The 3,228-nt window shown below is 70.7% G+C and carries 3 protein-coding genes; all 3 read left to right on the top strand.

The features are described from left to right. The coding region (locus tag FVW27_RS11310) for a glycosyltransferase family protein (protein ID WP_167125199.1) at nt 1-756 on the top strand (756 nt) is incomplete at its 5' end. Next, nucleotides 753-1,820 carry a glycosyltransferase family 2 protein gene (locus FVW27_RS11305; RefSeq protein ID WP_167125197.1) on the top strand — a complete coding sequence of 356 codons (1,068 nt, stop codon included), beginning with the start codon at nt 753-755 and terminating at the stop codon, nt 1,818-1,820. The genes FVW27_RS11310 and FVW27_RS11305, both read left to right, overlap by 4 nt. After that, the coding region (locus FVW27_RS11300) for a radical SAM protein (RefSeq protein ID WP_167125195.1) at nt 1,813-3,228 on the top strand (1,416 nt) is incomplete at its 3' end. The genes FVW27_RS11305 and FVW27_RS11300, both read left to right, overlap by 8 nt.

The raw sequence follows: 3,228 nt of genomic DNA, 5'->3' as shown, positions 1-3,228 counted from the left end.
CCCCATCCGGAAACGTCGCCCCTCGCCCGTGCGAGCATGCCCCACGCGGCTCTGCCCCATGCGAGCGCGACCGGACGCTCGGGCGGCACGCCTACCCTCGCCGTCTCGTCGCGCGGGACCAACGACGCATTACGGGTGGCGGTGATCGGGGCCATCGGCCCGCACAAGGGATCGCACGTGCTGGAAGCCTGCGCCCGCCACGCCCGCGAGGCGGGGCTGCCCCTGCACTTCACCGTGGTGGGCTACACAGACCGCGACGAAACATTGCGCCAGCTTGGGGTGACCGTCACGGGCCGCTATGACGAAAAAGAATTGCTCGACCTGCTCGGTTCGTCAGACGGAAGCAGGGCGGACGGAAACGTGGCAGACGCGACGCCGGGAAACGGCCACGGCGGCTACCACCTTGCATTCCTGCCCGCCGTGTGGCCGGAAACGTATTCCTACACACTGTCCGAGGCGGTGCTGGCCGGGCTGTACCCGGTCACCTTCGACCTTGGCGCACCCGCCGAACGCATGACCGCGTGGAACTACGGCCTGCGTCTGCCGGTGGCCCTGATGCGCGACCCGGCGGCCATCAACGCCGCCCTGCTGGCCTGCACGCCCGCAGCCCCGCCAGCAGGACTGACCCGCGCCCTGCTTGCCGCCGGGGACTACCCCGCGCCGTTCCGGGCCAGTTACTACGGCTTTCCGGACGGGGAAAAACCCGGGGGGGATACCGGGGGGAGAGCGGCCAGGTCCGCCAAGGAGCAGCCATGAATCAGGACCGACACTTCCACGCCGCCGCCCGCGATGGCCATCCGCTGATCTCGGTGGTGGTGCCCAGCTACAACCATGGGCGGTACATCGGGGCCTGCCTCGATGCGCTGATGTTCCAGGACTACCCCAACCTGGAAATCGTCATCACCGACGACGCCTCCACCGACGATTCCGTGGCGGTGATCCGGCGCTTCCTGCGTGACGTGGCCGGGGCCACCGCCTCGTACGCCTGCCGCTACGACGCGGCGACGGACGTCATCGAGCGCGCCGTGCACCCCCGCTACGCCCGCACGGGCCGCCGCATCGTGTTCCTGCGGGCAGAGGCCAACGGCGGCTCCACGGCCAACTACAACCGGGGCCTTGCCCACTGCACGGGCGAGTACTGCACCTTTGTCCCGGCGGACGACATCTGCCACCCGCAACTGTTCTCCGCCCTGGCCCTGCCACTCAGGAACGACACGGCGGACTTCGCCTACGCCGACATGTTCGTGGTGGACGACGACATGCGCATCCTGCGCGAATTCCGCCTGCCGGAGCATTCCTTCGATGCCTCGTTCCGCAGTTGGTACCTGTGCGGGGTGGCCAAGCTGTACCGCCGCGTCCTGCACGACCGCTTCGGCCCCTTTGACGAAACCGCCGACGCCGACGACCACGAATGCTTCCTGCGCTTTGCCCTTGGCGGGGCGCGCTTCACCCATGTACCGTACACCCTGTATTCGGTGCGCACCCACGAGGGGCGCGAAAACGGCCTGCACGCGCCGGGGCGCTTCGCCCGGCTGCTGGAGCATTCCAAGCGGCTCACCCTGATGGCGCGGGAACGGGAACCCGCCCCGCCCGGCGCGTGGCGCGAGGAAATGGTGAGGACGGGTGCACCGGGCACCGACCGCACACCGGACGCGGACGCGGACGACGCACCCCATGCCGCCTGTGGTTCGCATCCGGTGGCCGAGCGCGTGGTGCTGACCTACGAGGAACGCAGCTTCCTCACGGAAGGCAACGGCGCGGACACGCCGCCCACGCCGCCACCTCTGCCGGACGGCGATGAGGAGGCCAGCCGTGGGTGACCTGGCCCTGCCGCACATCCTGCCCCGCGTGCGCGATGCCCGGCGCGAGGTGCGCAAGTACGCCAACTTCCTGCTGGCCCTGCGCGCCCGCCGGGCCGGGGCCGCGCGGGTGGCGCACCACCCCTTCGACCTCACCGTGGACTGCGCCACCCTGTGCCAGCTGCACTGCCCGTACTGCGCCGTGGGCAATGGCGCCATCCGCCGCAAACCCTCGCTGATGGACGCGGCCCTGCACGAACGGCTGGCCGCGGACGTGGCCCCGGACCTGTTCCTGGCCTGGTACTTCAGCGCCGGGGAACCGCTGTTGCACCCGCGCCTGCACGAGCACCTGGCCCGCACCGCCGGCGAAGAAGCCTTCACCGTGGTTTCCACCAACCTCAGCGTGCCCCTGACCCCGGCCCGGCAGGAGGCGCTGCTGCGTTCCGGCCTCGGCATGCTCAGCGCATCGGTGGACGGGGCCAGCGCGGCGACCTATGCCCAATATCGGCGCGGGGGCGACTTTGGGCTGGTCACGGACAACCTTGCCGCGCTGGCCCGGCGCAAGCGGGAGATGGGGCTGCAATTCCCCCTGCTGGAATGGCGCTTCCTGCTGTTTGCCCACAACCAGCACGAGGTGGACGCGGCCCGCGCCATGGCTGCGGACATGGGGCTGGACCTGCTGGAATTCTTTCCCGGCTATGCCCTGCCCCCCGGCGACCCCGGCGAACAGGGAGTGCACCCCATGACCATCCCCATGCCGGGGCGGCCCATTTCCGGTCCGGCATACGAGGCTGGCCTTGCCCGGCGCGAAACGCTGGTGCAGCGGCTGGCGGCGGACGGCATGCCGCCCGCGCCCGCCCCCGTGGATACGGCGGTGGATACGGCGGTCGATACGGCGGAGGAGACTGCGGAGGGCAGTGGGGCAGAAGGAGGCGGTGGAAAGGACAAGGCCCGCCGCCGCTGCGACTGGCTGTACTACAGCGGCATGATCTATCCGGACGGGGCGTTCGGACCGTGCTGCGTGGCCACCGACGCCGACGACGACTTCACCCGGCTGGACGCCCACCCCGACTTCGGCGCGGCATGGAACGCCCCGGCCTTTCTGCGCTCGCGCACGGCCTTTGCGGCGGGCGATGGCGGCAACGGAAGGAATCGAGGCCTCGACCACGCACCGGCGTCCGATGTTTTCGGCACCGGCGGCACGGCAGGCACGGTGTGCGACCGCTGCCCCCTGCCCGTGGCGCAGGAACTGCAATTCGTGCAGAAGGTGCGCGCCATCCTGCGCAACGCCCCGGACTGGGTGGTGCGCATCCTGTCCGCCGCGCCGGGCGAATTCTTCCTGCCCGCCGACCTGCGCCGCATGCCCGTGGAACTGGCCGCCCTGCACCGGCCAGAGGCCCGCACCCTGCCAGCGGACCCGGACGCGCTG

The sequence above is a fragment of the Nitratidesulfovibrio liaohensis genome, from assembly GCF_011682075.1.
Classification (GTDB): Bacteria; Desulfobacterota; Desulfovibrionia; order Desulfovibrionales; family Desulfovibrionaceae; genus Cupidesulfovibrio; species Cupidesulfovibrio liaohensis.
Note: the sequence above shows the minus strand (reverse complement) of the source record. Positions and strands in the feature narration are given on the sequence as shown.